Below are 3,891 nucleotides of genomic sequence, written 5' to 3'. Positions count from 1 at the left end.
TGAGCTCGTCGATGACACCGAGCGCCTCCTTCATCGAGGCCTCCGTGCGGAACACCTGGACGTTGCGGTCCATGGTCTCCTGGAGCTCGCGGCGCAGGTCGGCGACACGCTCGCCGGTGCCGCGCCCACGGATCGACTCGACCATGCCGACCACCAGTGCCTCGGGACGCTCCGGCAGGTCGACCCAGGGTGCGGTCACCGCGAACTCCGCGGCGGCGATCCCGGCGCGGCGGCCGAAGACGTTGATGTCGAGGAGGCTGTTGGTGCCCAGGCGGTTCGAGCCGTGCACGGACACGCACGCGACCTCACCCGCGGCATACAGGCCGGGGACGACGTCGGTGTTGTTGCGCAGCACCTCGGTCTCGACGTTCGTCGGCACACCGCCCATGGCGTAGTGCGCGGTCGGGTAGACGGGCACCGGCTCGGTGTACGGCTCGACACCGAGGTAGGTGCGCGCGAACTCCGTGATGTCCGGCAGCTTGGCGTCGATGTGGGCGGGCTCGAGGTGGGTGAGGTCGAGCAGGACGTAGTCCTTGTTCGGACCGGCGCCGCGGCCCTCCCGCACCTCGTTGGCCATCGAGCGGGCGACGATGTCGCGCGGCGCGAGGTCCTTGATGGTGGGGGCGTACCGCTCCATGAATCGCTCGCCGTCGGCGTTGCGCAGGATCCCTCCCTCGCCGCGGGCGGCCTCGGAGAGGAGGATGCCCAGGCCGGCCAGGCCGGTCGGGTGGAACTGGAAGAACTCCATGTCCTCCAGGGGGATGCCGCGGCGGAAGGCCACGCCCATGCCGTCACCGGTGAGGGTGTGGGCGTTCGAGGTGGTCTTGAAGACCTTGCCGGTGCCGCCGGTGGCGAACACCACCGACTTGGCCTGGAAGACGTGGATCTCACCGGTGGCCAGCTCGTAGGCCACGACACAGGCGGTGTGCTGGACACCCTCGGGGCCCTCGTTGAGGAGCAGGTCGAGCACGTAGAACTCGTTGTAGAACTCGACACCCTGCTTGACGCAGTTCTGGTACAGCGTCTGCAGGATCATGTGGCCGGTTCGGTCCGCGGCGAAGCAGGAGCGGCGCACCGCAGCCTCGCCGTGGTTGCGGGTGTGCCCGCCGAACCGGCGCTGGTCGATCTTGCCCTCGGGGGTGCGGTTGAACGGCAGGCCCATCTTCTCGAGGTCGATGACCGCGTCGATGGCCTCGCGGCACATGACCTCGGCAGCGTCCTGGTCGACCAGGTAGTCGCCACCCTTGACGGTGTCGAAGGTGTGCCACTCCCAGTTGTCCTCCTCGACGTTGGCGAGGGCCGCGCACATGCCGCCCTGGGCTGCGCCGGTGTGGGAGCGGGTGGGGTAGAGCTTGGTCAGCACCGCGGTGCGAACGCGCGTGGAGGACTCCAGCGCCGCGCGCATGCCGGCACCGCCGGCCCCCACGATGACGACGTCGTACTTGTGCGTCTGCATCAGCGTTCGTTCCTTACTTGCACTGCTCGAGGGTGGAGGCGGGGTCGATGCACGGGTCGAACGTGAAGATCACGAGGGTGCCGAGGACCATGACGACGATCGCACTGAGGACGAGCAGCGTCTTCAGGACCCAGCGCGTGCTGCTCTTCTCGGTGTAGTCGTTGATGATCGTGCGGACACCGTTGAAGCCGTGCAGCTCCGCGAGCCAGAGCATCAGCATGTCCCAGACCTGCCAGAACGGGCTGGTCCACTTGCCGGCGACGAACGCGAAGTCGATGCGGTGGATGCCCTCGCCCATCATGAGGTTCACGAACAGGTGGCCGAAGACGAGGACGAGCAGCAGGACGCCCGACCCGCGCATGAACACCCAGCTCCACAGCTCGAGGTTGCCTCGGCGGTGCGGTGTGCGGGCGTAGCGCGACGTGGTGACGGAGGGTGCGGTGGTCTCGCCCGTGGCGGTGGCGCTCATCAGAGGTGGCCTTTCAGTGCGAGAACACGATGCTCAGGTGCCGGATCGCGAAAGGCACGAACAGCACGACGAATCCGATGACGACGGCCCAGAACATCTGCCGCTGGTACCGCGGTCCCTTGGCCCAGAAGTCGACTGCGACGATCCGCAGGCCGTTGAGGGCGTGGAACAGCACGGCGGCGACCAGCCCGGCCTCGCCGAGGCCGACGACCGGGTTCTTGTAGGTCTCCATGACCGTGTTGTAGGCCTCGGGCGAGACCCGCACCAGGGCGGTGTCGAGCACGTGCGCGAAGAGGAAGAGGAAGATGAGCACACCGCTGATCCGGTGCGCCACCCACGACCACATGCCCTCGCGGCCGCGGTAGAGCGTCCCGGAGATCGACTGGGCCACTGCGCGTCCCTTTCAAGCCGAAGATGTCACGGCGGCGCGCTCCCGGTGAGGGAGGCGGTGGCCGTAGTTCGTCGGCCAGATTATCGGCCCGCCTGACGGCGTGCCGCGCGGGGCTGCTGTGAGAAAGCAGACAGGTCCGGTTACCCGCTGGTATGCCGTGGGGGCCACCGGGCCGGGAAACGCTAGGCAGCGCGTGAGGCCCGCGCGGCCACCACCGACTCGTAGTGGCCGAGGAGCTGGTCGACGAGCGTCTCCCAGGAGCGACCGGCGACGCCCGCGAGGCCCGCTGCCCCCATCGAAGCCCGGGCAGCGGGATCGGCGGCGAGCACCGCGACAGCGCTCCCCAGGGCGCCGGGAGTGTCCGGCTGGAAGAGGTACCCGGTGACGCCGTGCTTGACCAGGTCGAGGGGCCCGCCGCGCGCCGGGGCGACGACGGGCAGGCCGCTGGCCGCCGCCTCCTGCAGGGTCTGGCCGAAGGTCTCGCGGGTGCCGGTGTGCACGAACACGTCCATGGCGGCATACGCGCGGGCGAGGTCGTCGCCGTCCCGACGGCCGAGGAACACGGGGGCGCGGTTGGGTCGGCCCGGCGCCTGCGCCACCGCCTCCGCCAGCTGTGCCCCCACCTCGACGCGGCAGGGCCCGTCGCCGACGAGCACGAGCCGGCTGTGCGGGACGGCGGCGAGCTCGGCGAGCCGGTGCAGCTCCTTCTCCGGGGCGAGTCGGCCGACGTAGCCGAGGAGCGTCTCGCCGTCGGGGGCCAGCGTCCGGCGCAGCGCACGGGCCCCGGCGTCGTCGCGCCAGCCGGGGTGGAAGAGCGCGGTGTCGACACCACGGCCCCACAGGGCGGTGCGGGGGATCCCGTTGCGGGCCAGGTCGTCCAGCGCGGCCGACGAGGGTGCGAGGGTGAGGTCGGCCATCGCGTGCACGCGTCGCACCCACCCCCACGCCGCGCGCGCCGCGCCGCGGCCGACGGCGCCGCGGCCGTGCTGCGCGAGGTAGCTGGGCATGTCGGTCTGGTAGACGGCCACGGCAGGGAGGCCGAGCCGCTGGGCCGCGGCAGCGCCCCGGGCGCCGAGGACGAACGGCGACGCGAGGTGGACCACGTCGGGGCGGAACCCGGCCAGCACCTCCTCGATCTCGCCTGACGGCAGGCCGACCGGGAACTGGCGGACCGGCACCGAGGCGACGGCGTGGACCCGGTGGCCGGCGTAGCTCCGTGGTGCCGGACGCGGTGCGACGACGAGGGACTCGTGCCCGGCGGCCCGAAGGCGCTCCAGGACCCGGCAGACGCTGGTCGTGACCCCGTTGGCCGTGGGCAGGAACGACTCGGTGACGATCGCGACTCGCACACGTCCACGGTGTCGACGTCCGGTGATCAGGATCGAACGTCTGGGGGCGTGTGCGGTGAGCGACAGGTTGCAGGTTGGTGTCGCCTTGGCCTTTGGGTGCGGCAGCGCCTAGCGTTTCGGCCATGTCGTCCCTCGAGCGCTTCTGGGCGGTGATTCCGGCGGGGGGTGCCGGCACCCGCCTCTGGCCGCTGTCCCGCGCCTCCTCCCCGAAGTTCCTGCACGACCT

At 70.8% G+C, this 3,891-nt stretch carries 5 protein-coding genes; 1 reads left to right on the top strand and 4 read right to left on the bottom strand.

Annotation, left to right across the window (positions count from 1 at the left end):
• The 4 genes from sdhA to VIB11_RS00225 form a co-directional block, all read right to left on the bottom strand.
• Positions 1-1,456 (bottom strand): succinate dehydrogenase flavoprotein subunit (gene sdhA / locus VIB11_RS00240; protein ID WP_332027250.1); only part of this gene is annotated, 1,456 nt, incomplete at its 3' end.
• Between the two features lie 13 nt (positions 1,457-1,469).
• Positions 1,470-1,925, bottom strand: coding sequence for a succinate dehydrogenase hydrophobic membrane anchor subunit (locus tag VIB11_RS00235; RefSeq protein WP_332027249.1), 456 nt, complete (start codon positions 1,923-1,925; stop codon positions 1,470-1,472).
• Between the two features lie 13 nt (positions 1,926-1,938).
• A complete protein-coding gene (gene sdhC / locus VIB11_RS00230; protein WP_332027248.1) occupies positions 1,939-2,316 on the bottom strand; it encodes a succinate dehydrogenase, cytochrome b556 subunit in 378 nt (125 codons plus the stop codon).
• Positions 2,317-2,498: 182 nt separating this feature from the next.
• Entirely contained in the window at positions 2,499-3,665 is a 1,167-nt protein-coding gene (locus VIB11_RS00225) for a glycosyltransferase family 1 protein (RefSeq protein WP_332027247.1), read from the bottom strand.
• 122 nt (positions 3,666-3,787) lie between these two features.
• On the opposite strand from VIB11_RS00225, the gene VIB11_RS00220 reads away from it, so the two are divergent.
• Positions 3,788-3,891: sugar phosphate nucleotidyltransferase (locus tag VIB11_RS00220; RefSeq protein WP_332027251.1), on the top strand; the 104-nt coding region annotated here is incomplete at its 3' end.

Origin of the sequence: Pedococcus sp. (assembly GCF_036554925.1) — a bacterium.
GTDB lineage: Bacteria > Actinomycetota > Actinomycetes > Actinomycetales > Dermatophilaceae > Pedococcus_A.
Note: the sequence above shows the minus strand (reverse complement) of the source record. Positions and strands in the feature narration are given on the sequence as shown.

Excerpts from the sequence above, each read along its gene's own strand:
- VIB11_RS00235 (WP_332027249.1), bottom strand. The coding sequence starts at position 1,925 with ATGAGCGCCACCGCCACGGGCGAGACCACCGCACCCTCCGTCACCACG.